Origin of the sequence: Paratissierella segnis, from assembly GCF_014385195.1 — a bacterium.
Lineage (GTDB): Bacteria > Bacillota > Clostridia > Tissierellales > Tissierellaceae > Paratissierella > Paratissierella segnis.
Map to the genome: position 1 here is coordinate 314,951 of NZ_JACRTG010000018.1, position 21,885 is coordinate 336,835.

Below are 21,885 nucleotides of genomic sequence, written 5' to 3' on the forward strand. Positions count from 1 at the left end.
TAAAGGAGTTACAAACCCTTATGGAAAAGATTACAGAAATTATTGATGGTGCAAAAAATGGTTGGAATAAAATCGACACTAAAAAGAAAATTGCTTTGGTGTCTGTTTTTGTCATCGTTATTTTGATCGCTTCCATCTTTACATATGTTTCAAAAAAGACAAATTATGTGGTATTGTTTAGAAATCTTGAGTTAGAGGATGCGGGAAATATTATCAGCGATTTAGAGTCTAAGAAGATGTCTTATAAATTGGAAAATGACGGCAGAGATATCTTAATTGATGAGAAGCAAGTCGATAAATATAGGCTTCAATTGGCTATGGATGGAATGATGCCCGAAAATTCCACCGGATTTGAGATATTTGATGATGTAGGGTTAATGGCAACCGATGAAGACCGAAAGATTATGTATCAAAGGGCAATCGCAGGGGAATTGCAAAGGTCAATTATGTCTTTAGATGTAGTGAATTCTGCTAAAGTTCACTTGATGATTCCGGAAAAAACCATATTTGAATCTGAAGCCAAAGAGTCATCTGCATCTGTAATTATAGATATAAAGCCATCTCAAAAGGTTACAAATGAGATGATAAAAGGAATAGCAGCTTTAATATCAGGAGCAGTTGACAATTTACCAGAGGCAAACGTTCAGATTATTGATTCTAAAGGTAATTTGCTAAGTGGAATTTTAAAAGAAGAAAATGATGATGTAAGCTCCCTTGATGTTTTGGATAAGTATCAAAAGATACAAGAGGGCTTTGAAAGAAAGCTAGAGTCGAATGTGTATAATTTATTGGGAAGCGCATTGGGACAGGAAAAAATAAAAGTATCGGTTTATGCTGACTTAGACTTTGATGCTGAAGAGACTACAACTATAACCTATGAAAATCCTGTTATAAGAAGTGAAGAGATTAAAGCTACCGGTCCAAACGTAAATACCTTTGTTGGAGGAGGTAATATTGATGACAATATTAGCAATGTCACTGCAGGGGAAAACGGTGATAACTCAACATATGAACGAAGCGTCAACAATGAACTTTCTCAGGAAACTAAAACTACTATAAAAGCTCCGGGCAAGGTTAATAGGATGACAACATCTGTAGTGTATGACGGCAATCTAACTGAAGCTGAAATCGAAAAAATACAAAACCTGGTAGCAACTGCCACTGGTTATGATTTTGATCGAGGAGATCTTATAAGTGTTGAAAGCATATCATTTGACAAATCATATCAGGATGAAGTCGCTAAGGAACTTGAAGATATTAGATCAAAAGAAGAAAAGAAAGCTTTATATGGAAATTACATTGCATGGGGCTTAAGAATAGCCGGTATTGTAGTTTTGCTTGTGTTGGGCAGAGCAATACTTGTAAAGAAAAAGCCAAAAGAAGAAGTCTCTGTTGAGGAAGATAATATGGAAGATACAAATATAAATATTGATCAGATATTTGATGGAACTGAAGAAGTAATGGAGATTGAAGATGATACTAAAAAATTAACGGCAGAAAAATATGCCAAAGAAAATCCTGAATTGGCAGCAGATTTAATTAAAGCATGGCTTAAGGAGTAATAGGTGATTATATGAAATCAAGTGAAAGAAATATAAGAAAAGCGGCTATCTTGTTAATAGCTTTAGGACCGGATATATCATCTTCTATACTAAAACTATTGCCGGACAATTTAATCCAAAAGGTTACATATGAGATAGCAAATATAGATTACGTTGAACCATATGAGAGGGATATGGTTATAGAAGAGTTTGTGGAAATGGCGTCCGCAAGGCAATATATTTTGGATGGTGGGATAGACTATGCAAAAAACCTTTTGACCAAGGCTTTAGGGACTCAGAGGGCAATGGAGATTATGGATGTTTTGAATCAAATCCAACAAAAGGAGCGACCCTTTGCGATAGCTCGTAAAGCAGATCCCCATCAATTGTACAATTTACTAATCAATGAGCACCCCCAAACTGTTGCTTTGATATTGTGCTATATACAACCGGATAAAGCTGCGATTGTATTGTCCCAGTTCCCCTCTGAATTACAAACGGAAGTTGCAGAAAGAATTGGAATGATAAATAGAACGTCACCTTCTATAATCAAAAAAATAGAAAAGATTATGGAGGCTAAATTCTCAAATATCATTGATAGCGAAAGTGAGACTATAGGTGGAGTAAAATCTCTTGTAGATATATTAAATTCAGTAGATAGAAGTACAGAAAGAAATATAATCGGCAATTTGGAGACAAATCAACCTGATTTGGCAGAAATCGTCAAATCCAATTTGTTTATCTTTGAAGATATAGTAAATCTTGACAGAAGCTCGATTCAAAGAATATTACGTGAGGTAAGCAATGAAGACCTTGCCTTGGCATTGAAGGGTGCATCGGAAAAAGTTGTTAATGTTGTATTTAGTAATATGTCCAAGCGTGCAGCTGAAATGCTAAAGGAAGATATTCAATTTATGGGTCCGGTTCGTTTATCTACGGTTGAAGAAGCTCAATTTAAGATTGTCGGTATCATAAGGAGACTGGATGAAGTAGGAGAAATCATCATTGGAAGAGGTGATCAAGATACAGTCATCGTATAGGGTAATTAAAGGGAACAATATATGTTGTGAAGGTGAATCCAAAATTACAATTAAGAATTCCTATGATAATAAAATTGATTTTTATCCTTCGCCCGAAGAAGAGGAAAAATGTGATGATTTAGCGGATTTAGAAAGTATTAAGGATGAAATCAGAGCGAGCTTAACAGATGATATAAAAAAAGAATTATATAAAAAAACAGCTGAAGAGAGAAGAAAAATAATCGAAAAGGCAAATGAAGAGGCCAACAATTTATTGGAAGAAGCCAAAAAGCAAGGTTTTGATAAAGGCTTTAAAAAAGGATGTGAAGAAGGCTTTAAAGAGGGGCTTACTAATGGCTACAACCAAGGTATATTAGATGCTAAATCCGAAGCTTCAAAGATTAAAAACAATGCTGTTAAAATAGTCGAAGATGCGCAAGAATCGGTTTCAGATTATTTTAGAGAAAGCCATGATCAAATAATTGAATTAGCGGCTGATATGGCTGAATCCATAGTTCATCTAACTATTGATGAATCATCAGAGAACATTTTGATGTTGGTAAATCCTATATTGCAAGAATTTGGTAAAACCGAAAACATTGTAATCACCTGCCATCCTGACAATCTTGACTATTTAAAATTGTATAAATATAAATTGGAAGAGGTATGTCCAAATACTATATTTACCATATTAAGTGATGCAAATTTAGAGAAAGACGGATGCATTGTAGAAAATGAAAATAAGATTATAGACTTACAGATTAGAAAGCAGTTAAACTCGATCTTAGAGAGTATTAAAGATATAGATAATATGGAGTGAATATCTTGTTAAATATACCATTTAAGACTTATGAAGACATTATAAAGAAAAAAGATCATTATTTGAAGATGGGCAAGGTAACTCAGGTTATTGGACTCATAATTCAAGTAGAAGGACTGGAAGTATTTATCGGAGAAGTGTGTGAAATCAAAATAAACGCAATTGATAAAGTTGTACTATCGGAAGTCGTTGGGTTTAATGGCAATTCAGTGCTTTTGATGCCATTAGATGATATACAAGGGATAGGTCCCGGGTGTTTGGTTAAGCCAACGGGAAAAGCATTGAAAATTAAAATTAGCAATGATTTGCTAGGGTGTACATTAGATGGCTTAGGAAGACCATTAGTTGATGTAGATTTGTTAAATGGGCTTTATACTGATGTGGACAAGTCTCCACCTAGTCCCTTCGAAAGAAGAAAGATTGAAAATATAATGGCGACAGGTGTAAAAGCTATAGATGGATTGCTTACTTGTGGTGAAGGTCAAAGGATTGGTATATTTGCAGGCAGCGGGGTTGGCAAAAGTACACTGCTTGGTATGATTGCAAAATATAGCGATGCCGATGTAAATGTCATAGCTCTAATCGGCGAAAGGGGCAGAGAGGTACTGGAATTTATCGAAAAAGACTTGGGACCCATAGGATATAAAAAGTCCGTGGTAGTATGTGCTACATCTGACCAACCGCCATTGGTAAGACTTAAAGGTGCTTTCGTGGCCACTGCAATAGCAGAATATTTTAGGGATCAAGGCAAAAAAGTCATGTTTATGATGGATTCTGTAACGCGTTTTGCCATGGCTCAGAGGGAGATTGGGCTTGCCACAGGAGAACCACCGACTACCAAGGGATATACACCATCTGTATTTGCCAAGCTACCAAAATTATTGGAAAGGAGTGGTATGTCAAAGAAGGGCTCCATTACAGCGTTCTATACTGTTTTAGTTGAAGGTGATGATATGAATGAGCCAATTGCCGACGCTGTAAGAAGTATATTGGATGGACATATTATACTGTCCAGAAAAATAGCAGCTAAAAATCATTTCCCAGCAATAGATATACAAAACAGCATAAGCAGACTTATGAAGGAAATTGTATCAGATGAACAATATAATATGGCAGGTGAATTGAAAGAGAATATGGCAATATATGCAGAATCTGAAGATTTAATCAATGTAGGAGCGTACTTAAAGGGAAGCAATCCAAAAATAGATAGGGCAATTCAATTATACAATCCGATAAATACATTTTTACGCCAAAATATCGCAGATCATTATACTTTTGATGAAACCGTACATCTTCTTGAAGAAACACTGGACAGTAAGTAATAGGGGGTGGTTAATATTTATACTTTTGCAATGGAAAAAATATTGGAATTGAGAGAAATAAAGGAGAAAAATGTCATGGAGGAATTTGCACTATCGCAAAATGAATTGTTGCATCAAGAATTGATACTAACACGTTTGAACAATCAATATGAAAGTGCCAAGGAAAAAGGGTTGGAAGTTATGGACATTTATGAGTTGAGACAACATGACCTTTATAAACACAGCCTGGAAGATCGAATAGAAAAACAAGAAGAGTTGATAAAACTTCAAAATGATGAGTTAGAAAAAATCAGACTTGATTTGGTTGATGCACAAAAAGAACGAAAAATTATGGAAAATCTTAAGGAAAAGGACTTTGACACTTATAAGGAAAATGTAAAGTCCCTAGAACAAAAGGAATTAGATGAAATGGCAATACTTAGATTTAATAAAGCATAATAAATATACAATTTACAACTAATAAGTTATGTGTGAGGCACAATGAAAAGACCCCAAAGTTCGACCATAGCAATTGTGCATTGTGAACTGTGAATTGTGAATTGTATAAATTGTAAAGGAGGTGATAAAGATGATAATTACAGGAATTCAGCTTCCTTATGGCACAGGAGATGTTAAGGATTTAAAAGGAACTAAAAATCAAGAAGATTTCCTTGCTGTTTTGACAAAAGCAATTAAAACAGAAATTGAAGGAGCTGAAAAAATAGATCTTGAAGGTCTGGAATCAGAAGATACAAATTCAGTAGATGAAGGCGAATCCGTAGTTGATATAGTTAGCAAATTAGGAGTATTTCTAAATATGCCTTTATGTGAGAATGAAACTACACCTGATATTCAACAAATTGAAAATCCAGTATCAAATAATATCGGGGTGCTTCAGGCTGCAGAAATCCCATCTAATACTCAAATAGGGCTCACCTTGGAGGGTGCAGAAGTTAATGAAACAATAATTCCGGGAATCCAAGAAATGCCGTTTAATGACATACAGTCTATGGTAAGTGAAATAGTATCTGAACATGTAAGCATACCCGATGCTTTAAATGCAAGACAATTGGGAGATGACGTTTCATTTGATAACAATATCGATTTGGATTCTGAGATGGAACCTAAAAAGAATGAATGTGTAAGTAATAGCGGCAGAGAAAGTAGAGAAATTATAAAAAAATCAGAAGATGAAGAGGTAAAGTTCAAGGAGCATGAATCCGATGGGACTAATCAACCCGGAAGGTTAAAAGATACCATTTTCAATACCTATGTTCATGAAGATAGGGTTATAACAAATGAAACGGATAATTCTTTTGAAAATCAGGTTATGCACAAAGAAAATGTACAAAACATAGGAGAAACTATTATTCAATTGATGGAAACAACTACAGAAGGACAGACTTCAGTTATGAAAGTTCAACTCTATCCTGAGGAATTGGGAACAGTAAATGTAATGCTTAAAATGGATAAAGGAAAGATAAGCACTAAAATATTGGTAGATAATGACCAGATTAAACAATTGTTTGCAGCTAAAGTCGGAGAAATAAGTGAAAATCTATTTAAGCAAAACATCAATATGGATAGAGTAGAAGTCGAATTGAACTTAGGTGCTATGGAAAATGAAAACTCGTATTTTGATTCTAATGGGAGTTCCAATAAAAATAACCATGAGCAATTTAAGCAAAATCATTTTATGAAGTTTGATTTTGAAAAAGAATTTAATCTGGAAGATTTAACTGACAGATATTCTAATTTAAGCTCTATAAGCATTTTGGCATAGAGGAGGGATGATAATGGAAACAAATAATATATCTGCAATGAGAATGGGACAAAAAACAACTAATGAGACATCCAACGTACCCGATAGAGGCGGATTATCAATTAATGATTTTCTACAGATAATGGCAGCAGAAATAAGCAATCAAAACCCTATGGGTGGTGATGGCGGGGGCAGTAAAACAGACTATTTATCTCAAATGGCACAGTTTGCTACCTTAGAACAGCTTACAAGTGTGACTGAGAATTTGAGTCTCCTTACATTGATGAGTCAACAACAGTATTCCTTTAGCCTTATAGGCAAGGAGGTTACAGTGGCTGATGAAGAAGGCAATGTTACCGGAATAGTTGAAAAAGTTAAGTTTCATAATGGCATAGCATTGCTTCAAGTAAACGGAGATTATTACTACTTGGGTTCTGTCATTGAAGTGGGACAGAAAGAGGTGGAAGAATGAATTTCAGGGTTGAACGAGGACAGGTAATACCTGTTAAAAATGGTGCATCAAAGGAGACTAATGCTCCATCAAGTCTAGATTTTCAGAAGATTTTGCAGGAAAGCTTGATAAAAGACGAAAAGATTAAAATATCTCAGCATGCAAAACAAAGGATGCTTGAAAGAAATATAAAGTTGAAAGAGTCGGATATGAATACCCTAAACCAAGCGATGAACAATTTGGAACAAAAGGGTGCAAGAGAGAGCTTGATGCTTTATAAGGACTTGGCCTTAATAGCCAGTGTAAACAATAGAACAATAATCACAGCGCTGCAAAGCGATGAAATGGAAATAGTTACAAACATAGATAGTGCAGTAATTATCAGATAAACGGCCGGACCTATAAGGGGAGCCGATACTACGCTGACTGACAGATGCGTAAATAAATTATAGGAGGAGTTTAAATGCTAAGATCATTATATTCAGGTGTAAGTGGTATGAGAAATTTTCAAACCAAGATGGACGTTATTGCGAACAATATTGCAAATGTAAATACAACAGCTTTTAAATCTGGCAGGGCTAGATTTCAAGATATGCTAAATCAAACTATTTCAAGTGGGTCATCCCCTTCTGAGGATGGTGGAATGGGAGGAATAAATCCTCAACAGGTAGGACTTGGCGTCAAGGTAGGGGCAATAGACACCATTATGACCGGTGGAAATATGCAGCCTACAAATAGGGACTTGGATTTAGCAATAGAAGGAGAAGGATTTTTTGCAGTATCCTTGGATGATTCCGGTGAAGTAGTAAGATATACAAGAGATGGAACATTTTATAAAGATGCTGCTGGTAATTTAGTCAATTCCAGTGGATATTATCTCTTGGATAGCGATGGGGGTATTATAACTATGGAGGAAGAGGGATTAGATAGTTTTTCAATTGCTAACAATGGAGAGATTATAGTTGTACGTGATGGAGAGGCAGAGTCCCTCGGATTTGTAGGGATTGTCAAGTTTAGCAATCCTGAAGCATTGGTAAAGATGGGAAACAATGTATATTCCGAATCTAGAAACTCAGGGGAACCGCAAGAGGGTACTGCCGGAGAAGAAGGATTTGGAGTAATCCGCCAAGGATTTTTGGAAATGTCCAACGTAGACTTGGCAAATGAATTTACAGAAATGATAATTACAAGCAGAGCTTATCAAGCAAATTCTAGGAGCATAACAACCTCTGATGAGATGCTTCAAGAATTGATGAATCTTAAGAGATAATAACAATTGACGGTTAATGATTAACAAAAGACAATTAACAATTAGTGAAGGGTGAAGAACTGACGCCTTTGATGTAATCCCCCTCTTTTACAATCAAAGGCGTTAACCCAAAACTCAACTTTGACAATTGTGCATTGTGAATTGATTTAGGGCAGTATAATCACTGCAGGGTGTCATTCTGAGAGCAACGAAGAATCCCATATTAGTATTTAGTAAAAAGGTAGTAGAGATCCTTCGCTTTACGCTCAAGGATGACAAGCAGTAATTATCCTGCATAAGCTCGACCCCAACAATTGTGAATTGTGAACTGTGAATTGTGAATTGATTTAGGGCAGTATAATCACTGCAGGGTGTCATTCTGAGAGCAACGAAGAATCCCATATTAGTATTTAGTAAAAAGGTAGTAGAGATCCTTCGCTTTACGCTCAAGGATGACAAGCAGTAATTATCCTGCATAAGCTTGACCCCAACAATTGTGAATTGTGCATTGTGAATTGATTTAATCGATATGGAGGTAATTATGATTATTCTTACGTTAGTAAATGGGAAAGAAATCTGCTTAAATGATGATTTAATATATAAAATAGAAGAAGCACCTGATACTATTATAACTTTAACAGACGGAAAAGTTTTAAGAGTCGCCAATAAAACTGAAGAAATTATAGAAAAAACAATTGAGTATAAAAGAAAAATTTACACAAACCTACTTGGAGGCAGTATATGAAAAAAAATATAACACCTATAATAGGATTAGTGCTGGGGATGGCGCTGGTTATTTGGTCAATTATGATGGATAGTGAAATCTCCAATTTTGTACATATTCCCTCGATTATAATAACAGTATTTGGTTCTTTCTGTGCATTGATAATCAGCTTTCCGCCTGATACACTTAAAAATTTGCCAAATACATTTAAGGCACTGCTGTTTACTCCCAAAAGGGACAATAAGGAATTGGTTTTATTGTTTTCAAGATTGGCAAGAAAGGCCAGAAAAGAAGGATTATTGGCGCTTGAGGATGATATAAATAATATGAATGATGATTTTTTAATATCCGGATTGCAAATGGTAGTGGATGGTGTAGAGCCTGATAATATTAGGGAAATATTGGAAACAAAGTTAGATGCAGTGGAAAGACGCCATAGAATGGGACAAAGCGTACTTTTGAAGTGGTCAGAATTGGCACCTGCATATGGTATGTTAGGCACCCTAATAGGTCTAATAATCATGTTAACTAAATTAGATGATCCAAGTACTATTGGAGCCGGCATGGCAACCGCACTTATTACTACGTTTTATGGTTCCTTGTGTGCAAACCTCATATTTATTCCGATAGCTACAAATTTGGGAGAACAAACAGACGAAGAAATGTTTACAGGGCAAATGATTATCGATGGAATATTGGAGATTCAAGCAGGAAGCAATCCTAGGCTTTTAGAAGAAAAACTGATGACTTATCTTTCACCAAGCGAACAAAAAACTTTAACGAGATTCAGAGAGGACGATAACTATAAAGAGGAAGGTTTATTATGAGTAAAAGAGGGTTTAAAAAGAAGGACAATGGGGGTTCTCCTAGCTGGTTAACTACATACTCAGACTTGATGTCTCTCTTACTGACCTTTTTTATTTTGCTTTTTTCAATGTCAACCGTAGATGCTAAGAAATTTAAAGATATAGCATACTCATTACAATCGGTACTAACTGGGCTTGGAGGGCCTTATCCCATTGAAGGGGGAACAATTAATGATATTGAGATACCTAATGTGGAACATATAGGTGAAGATGATGAAATTGACTTTGAGTCCCTTCCGGAGGAAGTACAGGAAATGTATGGCAGAGTGGTTGATTATATTGGAGATAACGAATTGGAAGCTAAAGTCACTGTAAATGCCAATAGACGGGGTGTTTTCGTCGATATTAAAGAAGCAATATTGTTTGAACCGGGAAAAGCTGAGCTTAAAGAAAGTGGACTGCAAGTACTTAAACGATTAGAAGGTCTTGTCAACGATTTTGATAACGAGTTGGTAATAGAAGGTCATACTGATGATGTACCGATGAATAGCCGTCAATATCCCAGCAATTGGGAATTATCTACTGCCAGAGCAGTTACAGTAGTGAGATATTTAATTGACGAAGAGAATGTGGCTCCAAATAGATTGTCAGCAGTGGGTTATGGAGAATATAGACCGATAGTTCCTAATGACAGTGCAGCAAACCGTTCGACCAACAGAAGAGTTAATATACTAATTATAATAAATGGGGAAGGTGAGATAAATGGCAGCACCAATGACAGTCAATGAAAAAAGCAAATTACCAAAAGTATTGATAATAGTTTTAATAGTGATTCTTCTTATGACTACTATGGTATTTGGTTATATAGCTTTTAATAGTAGTGGACCAAACTTTGATATAAATAAATTAATTAAGCCAAATAAAGAAGAAGATGTCTTATTAAATGAATTTGTAGTAAATTTAAAATCAGAAAATAATCGAAAAAACTATTTAAAACTACAAATTGCCCTTATGTGCAATGAAGAAAGCGATAAAGCAATAATAGAATCCAATGTAAATAAAATAAGAGACAGAGTAGTCAATATTTTGTTGGACAAGACTTCATCAGATATACTTGAGGGAGATAATATCAAAAATCTCAAAGGTGAATTGAAAGAAGAGATAAATTTGGCTCTAAAAGATGAATTGGTAAAAGAAGTTTATATTACAGACCTTGTTGTACAATGATTGGAAGTGTGAAAATGGATTTATCAAGTGTTTTATCCATAGTTAAGACTATAGTTGTGCTATTAATAATTATAGCTATAGCAAATTTGAGCTTAAAATATCTTAATAGGTACATGAAGAAACAGAATAAAATAATAAAAATCATAGAACGTGTATCTGTAAACAATAATTCAGCATTAACTATAGTGGATATCTGTGGGAAATATTATCTTATGAGTTTTACGAGTACCGAAAATAAGATACTCAAAGAGCTTGATAAGGAAGAAATTCAATATATCGACGAGATGGAAATTCAAAGATCTCATACGGATCCTAAAGGTAAATTAGGCAATATATTTGAAATGAGGAAGAAAAGTGAATAGACGAAATTTCTTGACTTTAACTTTAATATTTTTATTGATAGCAATGATACCCCAAATTGCATTTGCTGATCCATTGACAGATTCCTTAGGTCAAATTCTAAATCCAAGTGGAGATCCAAAGTCGACTGTTGATACAGTAAAACTTTTTATTATATTAACAGTGCTTTCATTAGCTCCTTCATTTTTAATATTGACTACATGCTTTACAAGAATTATAGTTGTGCTGTCTTTCTTAAGAAATGCATTGGGGACACAACAATCTCCTCCAAATCAAATATTGATAGGACTTGCTTTGTTTCTAACATTTTTCGTAATGCAGCCTACATATAGCCGCGTTATGAACGAAGCAGTCACACCTTTTTTAGAAGATGAGATAAATCAAGAGGAAGCTTTTGAAAGAGCTTCGATACCTATGAAGGAATTCATGCTTAAAGAAACAAGGGAAAAAGATTTAGCACTATTTTTAAGAACGTCAGGCAAAGACAATGTTGATGATCCTATGGATTTATCCTTGACAACAATCGTTCCTGCCTTTGCTATAAGTGAACTTAGGATGGCATTTAGTATGGGATTTATCATATATATCCCGTTCTTAGTTATAGATATGGTGGTAGCCAGCATATTGATGTCTATGGGTATGTTTATGCTTCCGCCGGTTATGATTTCATTGCCCTTTAAAATACTTTTGTTTGTATTGGTAGATGGATGGTATTTGGTGGTAGAATCGCTATTAAAAAGTCTGATTTAGGAGTGAGATAATGACTCAAGTATTGGTATTAGATATATTGAGAAATGCATATATTACGATAATGAAGGTGTCAGGTCCTGTGCTCCTAATATCTTTAGTGGTTGGACTGATAATTAGTATATTGCAGGCTACTACTCAGGTCCAAGAACAGACATTGAGCTTTGTGCCAAAGATAATTGCAGTAATGATATCATTAATAGTTTTTGGAAATTTCATGCTTAATGGACTAATATCATTTACTACATATTTATTTAGGATAATTTCCAATTTAAGCTAAGGTGACGCTATGACTTTTCAATTGCAAAAAATAATTTTGATATTTATAAGAATTACAGCTTTTATTGTAATTTGCCCTGGATTTTCATTTAAAGGCTTACCCAATACATTTAAAATAGGGTTTGCAATTAGTTTGACATTGATTATTAATTCTATAATCCCTAAAATTGATGTCATAGATAATATGTTTTTGTTCTTATTACTAAATATAAAGGAGACTATTTTAGGACTTGCTTTAGGCTTCGTAACAAATTTGATCTTTAGCGCTGCTGAAATAGCAGGGAATTTAGTAGATTTTCAGGTAGGTTTTTCCATGGCATCGGTATATGATCCAAGTGTTGGAACTACAGCTGCAAATTATGGAAAAATGTATTATTGGATATCTATTTCCGTGTTTTTCTTGCTTGATATGCATCATAAAGTCATTACCGCCTTGGTAAAATCCTTTGATTATATACCTCTTAATACAGTAAGTTTCAATAATTATAACGCAAAGGCAATAGTAAGTTTATTTTCAGAAGTATTTGAATTGGCGTTGAATTTGGCAATCCCGATTATTATAGTTGTATTGGTTACGGATATTATATTAGGTATAATATCAAAGACCGTACCTCAGATAAATGTTCTTATGCTGGGAATGCCTGTTAAAGCTATGGTGAGTTACATAATTACTTTACTTACATTATCTTGGCTAATAAACTCCATAGGAAATACCATTCAACTAATACCTGAAAATTTAGAAGGATTTATGAATTTGTTCTCGTAAGGAAATACGACCTTGTTTTCCTTATTGGCTCGTGGAGGTGTAAACTATGAACGATAAAGACAATAAAACCGAAGAGGCCACCCCCAAGCGATTAAAGGATGCAAAAAAGAAAGGTCAAGTGGCAAAAAGCGGAGATTTATCGGCTGCAGCATCTCTATTTGTTTTTATGATGTTTATCGGAGTATTAGGCAATTATTTATTTTCTAATAGTTTAAAGTTTTTAAAGACCTCTTTACAGACGGACTATACTGTATCGATAACAAAGTCGAATTTAGGATCCTTATTTATAAAAAATATTATAAATTTTGTAGTGCTTGTATTGCCATTTGCACTGATTGCTATAGTTATAGGAATAGGCATTAGTTTAGTGCAGACCGGATTTATATTTTCAACAGAACCTCTAAAGCCTGATTTGAAAAGGCTCAATCCCATTGAAGGGTTTAAAGGGATATTTTCTAAAAAATCCATATTCAACTTAGTTAAAAACATATTGAAGTTGTTTTTAGTATTTTATATGACATATAAAAATTTAACAAAAAATATAAATCAAATCATTAACAGCGGGAACTTAGGCACAGAAAAAATATTTTTCTTTCTGCTTGATTTTATAAAGGATTTAACCTTCAATATTATATTAGTAATGTTTGCGCTAAGCATAGTAGACTATGTGTTTCAGAAAAGAGACTTTAAAAAGAATTTAAGAATGACCAAACAAGAAGTTATGGACGAGTTTAAAGAGATGGAAGGTAATCCTGAAATAAAATCCTTTAGGGCTAGCAAACAAAGACAAATTTCCATGAGCAGAATGATGTCAAGCATCAAAGAATCTACTGTAGTCGTTACTAACCCAACACATATAGCTGTGGTTTTAAGGTATGATTCAAAACTGGATAAAGCTCCGATTGTTACTGCTAAAGGTGAAGATTATCTGGCTGAAAAAATAAAAGAAGTAGCAAGGATAAATAAAATTCCTATTATGGAAAATAGAGAATTAGCACGTGCCATGTATAGGAAAGTTGAGATTGGCGATCAAGTGCCTGTAGATTTATATAAAGCTGTAGCAGAGATTTTGGCTGTTGTCTATCAAATGCAAGAGAAAAATAAAGGGAAGATATGACCCCGGCAATTGTGAATCGTGAATTGTGAATTGTGAACTGTGAATCGTGAACTGAATTATAAAGGAGTAAACTATGCCGCAATCTATAAAGAATATCTTAGATATATTTAAGAAATATATGGAAGTAGTTGTTGCATTTTCAATTATTGCAATATTAGGGATTATCATCGTGCCTTTGCCCAGCTATTTGTTGGACATATTGCTGGTTATCAATATTTCCCTAAGCATTATAATTTTGCTTTTAACTCTTTTTACTAAAAATGTTCTGGAGTTTTCAACTTTTCCTACATTATTATTGGTAACCACTATGTTTAGACTTTCCCTAAATATATCTTCAACGAGGCTGATACTTAGTGAAGGGAATGCAGGACATGTAATAGATGCATTTGCCAACTTTGTTACCGGGAACAATTATATTGTAGGAGCGGTAATTTTTATGATAATAGTAATTGTCCAGATGGTTGTTGTAACAAGCGGCGCAAGCAGAGTATCTGAAGTATCGGCTAGATTTACCCTTGATGCAATGCCGGGAAAGCAGATGGCAATAGATGCAGATCTCAATACAGGACTAATTGATGAGCAAGAGGCCAAGAAAAGGAGACAGAATTTGCAACGGGAGGCTGACTTCTATGGTTCAATGGACGGAGCTAGTAAATTCGTCAAAGGAGATGCTATAGCAGGTATTATAATTACTATTATAAATTTACTTGGTGGGATACTTATATTTTCCGTCAAAAACAATATGGGCGCTATGGAAGCTTTAGATAAATTTGGGAAGCTGACTATTGGAGGCGGGCTGGTGAGCCAAATACCTTCATTGCTGATTTCAATTGCATCAGGGATTCTAGTTACCAGATCCGACGACGGGCAAAGTTTTGGAAAAAGTGTTTCAACAGAACTGTTTAGTGTTTCAAGGGTTATCATGGTATCTGCTGTTGTAATGTTTATAATATCAATGGTGCCTGCTTTTCCTACGATTCCGTTTTTAATAGTATCGCTTATATTATTCGGCACCGGATATTTATTAATGGAAAATGAAAAAGCTGAAGAAAAGTTAGCTGTAGTAAATGCTGAAATAGCGATGGAAAGGGGAGAAAGTAAAAGGGAGGATGCAGTAGTTTCATTTCAGGTAGAGCCGATTTCAATGGAAATAGGCTATGGATTGATTCAATTGGTAGACGAAGGAAATGATGACAATTTAATGAACCATATAACTTCTATAAGAAGACAGTGTGCAAATGAAATGGGAATAATGGTAAACCCTATTAGAATAAGGGACAATCTTCAATTAGGCCCCAATGATTATATTATAAAGATTAAAGGAAATGAAGTAGCCAGAGGACAAATCTATATGAATAAATATTTAGTCATCGATCCCGGAACCAGTGAGTTTGACTTAGAAGGAATAAAAACCAAAGAACCCGCTTTTGGACTTGATGCCATATGGGTGGATTCAAAAGACAGGGAAAAAGCAGACTTAAAGGGATATACAATAGTTGAACCTACTACAGTTATTGCAACTCATTTGAAAGAAGTAATAAAGCAAAACAGTGCTGAATTGTTAGGGAGACAGGAAGTAAAACAAATGCTGGAAGGTATAAAAGAAAAATATAATGTGGTAATAGATGAGCTGATTCCGGATATAATGTCGCTTGGAGAAGTGCAAAAGGTACTGCAAAATTTGCTTAAAGAAGGAGTTCCAATATTTGACCTAGTTACAATATTAGAGGTTTTGGCTGATTTTGGAAACATAACCAAAGACCCGGAGGTTTTAACGGAACATGTAAGAAGTCAACTAAAACGAACAATTATTAAAGGATATTTGGCAGATGACAGGACATTAAATGTAATAACCATACATCCGGATATTGAAGAGCTTATAGGAAATAACATTAGAAAGACAGTATCAGGTTCGATGCCTGTATTGGATCCTGCAATCATAACTAAAATTTTTGATAATATTAAAACATTAAATGAGAAATTATTGTTCAATGGGATTGAGCCTGTAATTTTAGCATCACCTAAAATAAGAATAGCATTTAGAAACTTAATTTCATTTAACTTCCCCAATATACCGGTATTATCACTTAACGAGATACCAAATGATGTAGAAATACAAGCTGTAGGATTGGTGAATAAGATATGATTATAAAGAAGTATATAGTTAATGATATGAAGGAAGCCATCATTAGAGCTAAGTATGAATTGGGCAAAGATGCTGTAATCATTAGTCAGAGAACGGTAAAGGTTGGGAAATGGTATAACCTTAGAAAAAAGAAACAATTGGAAGTAACAGTTGCAGTAGAAGAAAATATTGTTACAAAAAATAACAATATAAATAGTATACAAAATGAATATAAAGAAACGGATATGGGGCAAAGTATTGAAACTGATTTCATATATGAAAAAGCAAGCGATATAATTAAAAATAAGCTTGTTAGTTATTGTGACCTTTATGAAATAGAAGACAATAAATTAACCATTGAAGAAAAAAAGAATTTTTTAAATTTGGTTTTAAAAAATAACTGTTTTGAAAAGAAACTTGAGTTAGAGAGAATCAATGTATTCATGGGGCCGACAGGCGTAGGTAAGACTACGACCATTGCCAAAATAGCAGCAAAAGAACATTTAGTCAATAAGAGAAATGTTGGGTTAGTTACTATGGATACTTATAGGATAGGAGCAGTTGAGCAGCTTAAAACCTATGCAAATATTTTAGATGCTCCCTTTGAGGTGGTGAATTCACCTGATGAGATGGCTTATAAAATAAACAAATTGAAGGATTGCGACATGATTTTAATAGATACTCTGGGCACTAGTCAAAGAAATAAAGGGAAATTAATCGATATAAAGGATTATCTGGATGCCATAGAGGGAGAATTCAACAAATATTTGGTATTAAGTGTATCTACTGATAAAGATACAATTTATTCTATTTTAGATAGGTATAAATTATTAAATTATGACGGTTTAATATTGACTAAATTTGATGAAGTAACTGTTTTAACAAATTTTTGGAGCATTATTGAAAACAATACTTTGCCCGTACAATATTTTTGCTTTGGACAAGATGTGCCTGATGATATAAAGGATGCAACTTTAGAAAATTTATTAGATTATATTGAGGAGAATTTTACATATGCTTGATCAAGCTAGTAAATTAAGGGCTTTGGTTGATAATGGAAATGAGAAAACTCAAAACGGGCAAGGTATAAAGATCTATTCAGTAGCAAGCGGGAAGGGCGGAGTAGGAAAGACTAATTTTAGCGTTAATTTAGCTATTAAATTGCAGCAAATGGGTAAAAGGGTACTTGTTTTGGACGCAGATGTTGGGTTGAGCAACGCAAATATTTTACTTGGCATAAATACTCCATTGAATTTGTTTAACCTTTTTAATGAAGGTATATCTTTAAAAGATATTATTGTAACCGGTCCTGAAGGGGTAGACTTGCTCTCCGGTGGTTCTGATTTATTTAATATGGAAATCTTAGACTATGATAAGCAGCAAACAATAATCAATGAATTAAGCAGTATAGGTGTTTATGATATCTTGATAATAGATAATGGTGCAGGGATTAGCAGGGAGTCACTGACATTTGCAATATTTGCCCATGAGCTTATATTGGTCACAACTCCGGAACCAACAGCGATTACCGATGCTTATAGTTATTTGAAGGCGATTTCTATATATAAGTTGAAAGATAAAGTAAAAGTTGTAATCAATCAAGTACCGGATATTGTCTCAGGAGAAGAAAGTTTCAATAAATTAGCCTTAACATGTCAGAAATTTTTAAAATTGGAACTGGAAAATATCGGATTTATTTTTAATGATATTAGGGTCAATAAAGCTGTTATGGATCAGCAACCTATAGTTTTAAAATATCCAAATTCCCTTGCAAGTAAAAATATTAGCCAAATTTCAAACAATATTTTAAACGATAAGAATTATAATTTTAATGTATCCAGCTTAAAACAATTAAGCAATAGACTACGAAAGATATTTGGGTGATTATTATGTCTGTATTCAATTTAATGAGTAAAGTTGAGCTTATAACCGAAAATGGAGAAATTACGTTTGGGCTTATTCAAGATTTAGTAGAGAATAGACTCTATGTTTCCATATCACCTGATGACAGAGAGTTTAAACTGCTAAAGCAGGATGATAAAATCAAATGTATTGTATATGATAAGGCTAGAATCTTGGGTTTTGACGGGGTGATATTAAATCGTATAGCCGGGGATATGCCCATATATGAGATATTATCCTATGAAAATTTTGAAATTATCCAAAGAAGAGAATATGTAAGGGTGAAAACCAGTTTACCGTTTATATATACCGATAACAAACAGCTGACAAAATTGAATTTTAATGACTATTCCCAAGTTACTAAAGCGTTTGAGAAAATAAAAGAATTTTCAAAGGATGGAATAATTTTGGATTTAAGCGGCGGAGGATTGAAATTTGCCAGTGAGGAGAGCATTCAAGTAGGTATGATATTAGTGTTTGTACTTGAATTATTGGATGATATTTTTATGCTAAAAGGTGAAGTTGTTCATAAAAACATAAAGACTTCTTCAAACAAAACTGTTTACAATTATGGTATGAAGTTTATTGAAATAAATGAGAAGAACAGAGAAAAAATTATTAGACATGTTTTCAAGATTATGAGAAAAAACAAGATTAAATAAAGATAAAAAAGAGGGTAATTTTATGTCTTATGTGTTAAATGAAGAACGAGATAATCTAATAATTAAATATTTACCCTTAGTAAAAAAAATTGCCGGTAGAATAGATGTGAAGGGTAGTGAATATGATCAAGATGATTTATTCAGTATAGGGGTTATTGGACTTATGGATGCGATAGAGAAATTTGATCAAAGTAAAAATGTTCCCTTTGAGGCCTACGCTAACTTAAGGATAAGAGGTTCTATAATAGATGAAGTAAGAAGAGGCGGGAGAGTATCTAGGGATAAGATTGATAAACTAAATCAATATTACAATGCAAAAGAATCCTTAGAAAACAAGCTGTTGAGGACTCCCGAAGAATGGGAGATTTGTAAAGAACTTGGCATTGATCAAAAACAACTATCTAAAATACATGAAACAGTGCACTTTCTTTCCACTATATCATTGGAATCAATTATATTTTCAAGCGATGATAAGGATATTCATTTAATGGATACTGTTAAGGACTTAAATACTAAGACCCCGGAGGAAGAAATAATTTATATCGAACAAAGAAAATTGTTGTCTGAGGCAATAAGCAAATTGGACAAAAGAGAAAGAATTATTCTAAATTTATATTATAACGAGGAATTATCCCTTAAAGAAATAGCTTATATTCTAGGAATTTCAATACCTAGAGTATCTCAAATACATGGGAAAATACTTTTGAAATTGAAAGAAAATTTAAAGCCTAAATTGGAGGAGTAATGATGTTTTATTTTTTAATGACATTAGGGATAGTTTTGATTGCATTAGGAGTTTACAAAGAAAAGAATAATATAAAGACAGATGAAAAATATGGAAAAGTTGCACTAAATGATCTTTACCATTTAAATCAAAGAATAGAGGCAATAGAAAAGATATTGTTTTTTCCAGATTCTGATGAATTTGGTGATGATACATATAAATCTATAGAAAAGTCCATAGAAAAGTCCTTAAAAGAAGAACCTCAAAGCATACCTCAGAATTCATTAGAAAAATACGAACGAATCTTAAAATATGAGGAGGATAATTATTCCTTAGAGGAGATTTGTAATCTATTGGATATGAAAAAGGGGGAGGTGCTATTATTAAAAAATTTGTACAAAAATTACAAAACATAAATGGACAAATACTAACTGCTTTAGGTGTGGGAATACTTATATCTGCAATTTTAATGAATATTAGCTATGGCAGAAAATATCAAAGTGATGTGGAAACAGAAGCACGAAAATTGGGTATGGTATATCCTTCTGAAATAAAAACAATAGAGATTAAACCTTGAAAGGATGATATTTATGATTCGAAGTATCAACACTGTGAACAAAAATATGAATATACTGCAAAAAAAATTGGAAAACACCAATGCAAACATTGCAAATGTCAATACACCTGGGTATAAATTTCAGGATATCGTTCAAAGCACAAATGAGTCTCAAGAGATGTTCAACTATACAGGTGGAGCTGATGGAAATACAAGAGTAGATTTAGGCAATTTCATTTATAGCAATAGAATAGATGATGCTGTCATAAGTTTTGAGCCGGGTAATTTATATGAAACGGATAAAGAAACGGATTATGCAATTGCAGGCAATGGCTTTTTTACAGTGAGGATGGCTGATGGTCAATTAGGCTATACAAGAAACGGAAATTTTAGATTAAACGATGAAAACCAATTGGTGACAACTGAAGGATATCAGGTATTAAGTGATGACAGCAAAGGAGATGCAGCATATCCGGGTTATAGTTTACTGATCACAGATTTTGATGATTATGATGATTTAGTGAGTATAGGGGACACCTTGTTTGTCAGCAATGATCAGGGGTATACAATACAAAACTCCGATGTTAGGCAAGGATTTTTGGAAACTTCCAACGTTACCATAGTAGATGAAATAGTAAAATTGATTGAGATATCCAGAGAATTTGAATCAAACCAAAAACTGCTTCATGCAGCAGATGAAACGTTGAATAAGGCAGTTAATGAAATCGGAAGGGTATAGGTGATATGGGATGAATGTGTTAGGGATCAATAAATCAGGTTTAAAAGCGCTCCAAAATAAAATGGACGCTATCTCTGATGACTTAGCAAATATAAATACCACAGGGTATAAAAGAAAAGAAATTAGCTTTCAAGAGCTTGTTCACAATACTATTGAAGGGACTGATTTCAGTATCAATGCAGGTTCAAAAAGTAGTATAAATACAATAAATTTTAAACAAGGAACAGTGAGTAACTCACCAAATATGATGGATATGGCTATTGAAGGTGATGGATTTTTCGGAATAAGAGATTCAAATGGCAATCTATATTTAAGCAGAAATGGAAGTTTCAAAATAGATGGAGATTCCAATATAGTTGATGATAACGGGTATTTCTTGGACATTAGCCTAAATATGCCCGTAGAACAGTGGGGGAAAGTAGATATCAATGCTAAGGGAGAAATTTTTACCGATGTTGACGGAGAGTATCAATCTGTAGGGAGGATAATATTGTACATGCCTGAGATTTTAGACTCTTTAACATCAATAGGTGAAGGAAAGTTTCTACCGTCTCAAAATGTTACATTAAGGAATTCTTTAGACAGTGATGAAGGATTTGGAGACATAGCACAATATTCTCTGGAAAATTCAAATGTAGATGTCACAAGGAGCATGGCGGAGATGATTACAGCACAAAGAGCATACTCTTTGAATTCCAAATCAATTCAAACGACAGATGATATAATCTCTATAATAAATAATATAAAATAGTAATACTAGATAGCCCTTTAAGATATAAATTCTTAAAGGGTTATTTAATTAATCTGCCTCCAATAATTGTGAACTGTGAATTGTGAATTGTTTTAATCCCCAAAGCTCGACCTTAGCAGTTCTTAACTTTTAGTTCTTAACTCCTCACTATCTTAAAACCGGAGATCCTTCGAGAGTAATGTTTATACTGCACGTCTCAGGACGACCCAAGGGTCGATTGTGAACTGTGAACTGTGAACTGTGAATTGTGCATTGAT

Annotated in this window: 26 protein-coding genes; all 26 read left to right on the forward strand. The window is 33.8% G+C overall.

Features of this window, described 5'->3' with window-relative positions; all coding sequences use genetic code 11:
- Positions 1-20 precede the first annotated feature (20 nt).
- The 26 genes from fliF (at position 21) to H8707_RS08940 (ending at position 21,628) form a co-directional block, all read left to right on the forward strand.
- Positions 21-1,562: a flagellar basal-body MS-ring/collar protein FliF gene (gene fliF, locus H8707_RS08815; protein ID WP_262429774.1), complete on the forward strand. Its 1,542-nt coding sequence runs from the start codon at positions 21-23 to the stop codon at positions 1,560-1,562.
- An 11-nt stretch (positions 1,563-1,573) separates the two neighbouring features.
- On the forward strand, positions 1,574-2,581 hold the full coding sequence (gene fliG / locus H8707_RS08820; protein WP_262429775.1) for a flagellar motor switch protein FliG: 1,008 nt from the start codon (positions 1,574-1,576) through the stop codon (positions 2,579-2,581).
- Positions 2,556-3,380, forward strand: a complete 825-nt coding sequence (locus H8707_RS08825; protein WP_262429812.1) for a FliH/SctL family protein — start codon at positions 2,556-2,558, stop codon at positions 3,378-3,380. The genes fliG and H8707_RS08825 overlap by 26 nt, the downstream gene beginning before the upstream one ends.
- Positions 3,377-4,702 carry a flagellar protein export ATPase FliI gene (gene fliI, locus H8707_RS08830; RefSeq protein WP_262429776.1) on the forward strand — a complete coding sequence of 442 codons (1,326 nt, stop codon included), beginning with the start codon at positions 3,377-3,379 and terminating at the stop codon, positions 4,700-4,702. The genes H8707_RS08825 and fliI overlap by 4 nt, the downstream gene beginning before the upstream one ends.
- A gap of 30 nt (positions 4,703-4,732) precedes the next feature.
- Complete coding sequence (gene fliJ, locus H8707_RS08835; RefSeq protein ID WP_262429777.1) at positions 4,733-5,140, forward strand: flagellar export protein FliJ; 408 nt, start codon at positions 4,733-4,735, stop codon at positions 5,138-5,140.
- Between the two features lie 130 nt (positions 5,141-5,270).
- The gene (locus tag H8707_RS08840; protein WP_262429778.1) at positions 5,271-6,464 is read left to right on the forward strand and encodes a flagellar hook-length control protein FliK; all 1,194 of its coding nucleotides are present in this window, start codon (positions 5,271-5,273) and stop codon (positions 6,462-6,464) included.
- Positions 6,465-6,477: 13 nt separating this feature from the next.
- Positions 6,478-6,915: a flagellar hook assembly protein FlgD gene (locus tag H8707_RS08845; protein WP_262429779.1), complete on the forward strand. Its 438-nt coding sequence runs from the start codon at positions 6,478-6,480 to the stop codon at positions 6,913-6,915.
- Positions 6,912-7,283 carry a TIGR02530 family flagellar biosynthesis protein gene (locus tag H8707_RS08850; RefSeq protein WP_262429780.1) on the forward strand — a complete coding sequence of 124 codons (372 nt, stop codon included), beginning with the start codon at positions 6,912-6,914 and terminating at the stop codon, positions 7,281-7,283. Before H8707_RS08845 ends, H8707_RS08850 begins: the two co-directional genes overlap by 4 nt.
- A gap of 74 nt (positions 7,284-7,357) precedes the next feature.
- Positions 7,358-8,164: a flagellar basal-body rod protein FlgF gene (flgF, locus tag H8707_RS08855; RefSeq protein ID WP_262429781.1), complete on the forward strand. Its 807-nt coding sequence runs from the start codon at positions 7,358-7,360 to the stop codon at positions 8,162-8,164.
- 520 nt (positions 8,165-8,684) lie between these two features.
- Complete coding sequence (locus tag H8707_RS08860) at positions 8,685-8,888, forward strand: flagellar FlbD family protein (protein WP_262429782.1); 204 nt, start codon at positions 8,685-8,687, stop codon at positions 8,886-8,888.
- Positions 8,885-9,694, forward strand: a complete 810-nt coding sequence (locus H8707_RS08865; protein ID WP_262429783.1) for a motility protein A — start codon at positions 8,885-8,887, stop codon at positions 9,692-9,694. Before H8707_RS08860 ends, H8707_RS08865 begins: the two co-directional genes overlap by 4 nt.
- Positions 9,691-10,461, forward strand: a complete 771-nt coding sequence (locus H8707_RS08870) for a flagellar motor protein MotB (RefSeq protein WP_262429784.1) — start codon at positions 9,691-9,693, stop codon at positions 10,459-10,461. The genes H8707_RS08865 and H8707_RS08870 overlap by 4 nt, the downstream gene beginning before the upstream one ends.
- A complete protein-coding gene (locus tag H8707_RS08875) occupies positions 10,436-10,900 on the forward strand; it encodes a flagellar basal body-associated FliL family protein (RefSeq protein WP_262429785.1) in 465 nt (154 codons plus the stop codon). The genes H8707_RS08870 and H8707_RS08875 overlap by 26 nt, the downstream gene beginning before the upstream one ends.
- Positions 10,901-10,914: 14 nt before the next feature.
- A complete protein-coding gene (locus H8707_RS08880) occupies positions 10,915-11,262 on the forward strand; it encodes a flagellar biosynthetic protein FliO (RefSeq protein ID WP_262429786.1) in 348 nt (115 codons plus the stop codon).
- On the forward strand, positions 11,255-12,010 hold the full coding sequence (gene fliP / locus H8707_RS08885) for a flagellar type III secretion system pore protein FliP (RefSeq protein ID WP_262429787.1): 756 nt from the start codon (positions 11,255-11,257) through the stop codon (positions 12,008-12,010). Before H8707_RS08880 ends, fliP begins: the two co-directional genes overlap by 8 nt.
- Before the next feature lie 10 nt (positions 12,011-12,020).
- Positions 12,021-12,287: a flagellar biosynthesis protein FliQ gene (gene fliQ, locus H8707_RS08890; protein WP_262429788.1), complete on the forward strand. Its 267-nt coding sequence runs from the start codon at positions 12,021-12,023 to the stop codon at positions 12,285-12,287.
- Positions 12,288-12,323: 36 nt separating this feature from the next.
- On the forward strand, positions 12,324-13,052 hold the full coding sequence (gene fliR, locus H8707_RS08895) for a flagellar biosynthetic protein FliR (RefSeq protein ID WP_262429789.1): 729 nt from the start codon (positions 12,324-12,326) through the stop codon (positions 13,050-13,052).
- Positions 13,053-13,098: 46 nt separating this feature from the next.
- Positions 13,099-14,169 (forward strand): flagellar biosynthesis protein FlhB, encoded by a 1,071-nt coding sequence (flhB, locus tag H8707_RS08900; protein ID WP_262429790.1) that lies wholly within the window; start codon positions 13,099-13,101, stop codon positions 14,167-14,169.
- Between the two features lie 73 nt (positions 14,170-14,242).
- Positions 14,243-16,315 carry a flagellar biosynthesis protein FlhA gene (gene flhA / locus H8707_RS08905; protein ID WP_262429791.1) on the forward strand — a complete coding sequence of 691 codons (2,073 nt, stop codon included), beginning with the start codon at positions 14,243-14,245 and terminating at the stop codon, positions 16,313-16,315.
- Positions 16,312-17,316 carry a flagellar biosynthesis protein FlhF gene (locus tag H8707_RS08910; protein WP_262429792.1) on the forward strand — a complete coding sequence of 335 codons (1,005 nt, stop codon included), beginning with the start codon at positions 16,312-16,314 and terminating at the stop codon, positions 17,314-17,316. Before flhA ends, H8707_RS08910 begins: the two co-directional genes overlap by 4 nt.
- Positions 17,309-18,178, forward strand: a complete 870-nt coding sequence (locus H8707_RS08915) for a MinD/ParA family protein (RefSeq protein WP_262429793.1) — start codon at positions 17,309-17,311, stop codon at positions 18,176-18,178. The genes H8707_RS08910 and H8707_RS08915 overlap by 8 nt, the downstream gene beginning before the upstream one ends.
- Before the next feature lie 23 nt (positions 18,179-18,201).
- On the forward strand, positions 18,202-18,858 hold the full coding sequence (locus tag H8707_RS08920; RefSeq protein WP_262429794.1) for a flagellar brake protein: 657 nt from the start codon (positions 18,202-18,204) through the stop codon (positions 18,856-18,858).
- A gap of 22 nt (positions 18,859-18,880) precedes the next feature.
- The gene (locus H8707_RS08925) at positions 18,881-19,603 is read left to right on the forward strand and encodes a sigma-70 family RNA polymerase sigma factor (protein WP_262429795.1); all 723 of its coding nucleotides are present in this window, start codon (positions 18,881-18,883) and stop codon (positions 19,601-19,603) included.
- A 2-nt stretch (positions 19,604-19,605) separates the two neighbouring features.
- Complete coding sequence (locus tag H8707_RS08930) at positions 19,606-19,998, forward strand: hypothetical protein (protein ID WP_262429796.1); 393 nt, start codon at positions 19,606-19,608, stop codon at positions 19,996-19,998.
- A gap of 174 nt (positions 19,999-20,172) precedes the next feature.
- A complete protein-coding gene (locus H8707_RS08935) occupies positions 20,173-20,877 on the forward strand; it encodes a flagellar hook-basal body protein (protein ID WP_262429797.1) in 705 nt (234 codons plus the stop codon).
- A 10-nt stretch (positions 20,878-20,887) separates the two neighbouring features.
- On the forward strand, positions 20,888-21,628 hold the full coding sequence (locus H8707_RS08940) for a flagellar hook-basal body protein (RefSeq protein ID WP_262429798.1): 741 nt from the start codon (positions 20,888-20,890) through the stop codon (positions 21,626-21,628).
- Positions 21,629-21,885 lie beyond the last annotated feature (257 nt).

Bases quoted from the DNA above. Each gene is read 5' to 3' on its own strand.
- fliF (WP_262429774.1), top strand. From the start codon at position 21: ATGGAAAAGATTACAGAAATTATTGATGGTGCAAAAAATGGTTGGAAT.
- fliG (WP_262429775.1), top strand. From the start codon at position 1,574: ATGAAATCAAGTGAAAGAAATATAAGAAAAGCGGCTATCTTGTTAATA.
- fliJ (WP_262429777.1), top strand. From the start codon at position 4,733: ATGGAAAAAATATTGGAATTGAGAGAAATAAAGGAGAAAAATGTCATG.
- H8707_RS08840 (WP_262429778.1), top strand. From the start codon at position 5,271: ATGATAATTACAGGAATTCAGCTTCCTTATGGCACAGGAGATGTTAAG.
- H8707_RS08845 (WP_262429779.1), top strand. From the start codon at position 6,478: ATGGAAACAAATAATATATCTGCAATGAGAATGGGACAAAAAACAACT.
- H8707_RS08850 (WP_262429780.1), top strand. From the start codon at position 6,912: ATGAATTTCAGGGTTGAACGAGGACAGGTAATACCTGTTAAAAATGGT.
- flgF (WP_262429781.1), top strand. From the start codon at position 7,358: ATGCTAAGATCATTATATTCAGGTGTAAGTGGTATGAGAAATTTTCAA.
- H8707_RS08860 (WP_262429782.1), top strand. From the start codon at position 8,685: ATGATTATTCTTACGTTAGTAAATGGGAAAGAAATCTGCTTAAATGAT.
- H8707_RS08865 (WP_262429783.1), top strand. From the start codon at position 8,885: ATGAAAAAAAATATAACACCTATAATAGGATTAGTGCTGGGGATGGCG.
- H8707_RS08870 (WP_262429784.1), top strand. From the start codon at position 9,691: ATGAGTAAAAGAGGGTTTAAAAAGAAGGACAATGGGGGTTCTCCTAGC.
- H8707_RS08875 (WP_262429785.1), top strand. From the start codon at position 10,436: ATGGCAGCACCAATGACAGTCAATGAAAAAAGCAAATTACCAAAAGTA.
- H8707_RS08880 (WP_262429786.1), top strand. From the start codon at position 10,915: ATGGATTTATCAAGTGTTTTATCCATAGTTAAGACTATAGTTGTGCTA.
- fliQ (WP_262429788.1), top strand. From the start codon at position 12,021: ATGACTCAAGTATTGGTATTAGATATATTGAGAAATGCATATATTACG.
- flhB (WP_262429790.1), top strand. From the start codon at position 13,099: ATGAACGATAAAGACAATAAAACCGAAGAGGCCACCCCCAAGCGATTA.
- flhA (WP_262429791.1), top strand. From the start codon at position 14,243: ATGCCGCAATCTATAAAGAATATCTTAGATATATTTAAGAAATATATG.
- H8707_RS08910 (WP_262429792.1), top strand. From the start codon at position 16,312: ATGATTATAAAGAAGTATATAGTTAATGATATGAAGGAAGCCATCATT.
- H8707_RS08915 (WP_262429793.1), top strand. From the start codon at position 17,309: ATGCTTGATCAAGCTAGTAAATTAAGGGCTTTGGTTGATAATGGAAAT.
- H8707_RS08920 (WP_262429794.1), top strand. From the start codon at position 18,202: ATGAGTAAAGTTGAGCTTATAACCGAAAATGGAGAAATTACGTTTGGG.
- H8707_RS08925 (WP_262429795.1), top strand. From the start codon at position 18,881: ATGTCTTATGTGTTAAATGAAGAACGAGATAATCTAATAATTAAATAT.
- H8707_RS08930 (WP_262429796.1), top strand. From the start codon at position 19,606: ATGTTTTATTTTTTAATGACATTAGGGATAGTTTTGATTGCATTAGGA.
- H8707_RS08935 (WP_262429797.1), top strand. From the start codon at position 20,173: ATGATTCGAAGTATCAACACTGTGAACAAAAATATGAATATACTGCAA.
- H8707_RS08940 (WP_262429798.1), top strand. From the start codon at position 20,888: ATGAATGTGTTAGGGATCAATAAATCAGGTTTAAAAGCGCTCCAAAAT.